The following is a 261-nucleotide window of genomic DNA, read 5'->3' on the forward strand; positions in this document are numbered from 1 at the left end:
TTATCCAAAGCTACTAGTATTAATATGAAACCATTTCTGAAATGAATGACATTCTCCCACTTACTTGGCGCCTGAAAAGGCATAGCAAACCCTAATTTCTTACCATGACGACCCACCACATAATCAATGCCCTGGTAGAATCCAAACATGGACAGTCCCTCTTTTGTGGAGGGCAAGGTTCTGGATAACATTTGTTGGTAGGTTTGCCCAACCAATACTCCAGTTGCCCTAGGTAATTGATAGGCAGCATCTTTGATCACC

At 42.5% G+C, this 261-nt stretch carries 1 pseudogene; it reads right to left on the reverse strand.

From position 1 onward, the window contains the following. Window positions 1-261: pseudogene (locus tag FOF46_RS32420) on the reverse strand (hypothetical protein); the annotation flags it as partial.

This window comes from Aquimarina algiphila (assembly GCF_007489275.1).
Classification (GTDB): domain Bacteria; phylum Bacteroidota; class Bacteroidia; order Flavobacteriales; family Flavobacteriaceae; genus Aquimarina; species Aquimarina algiphila.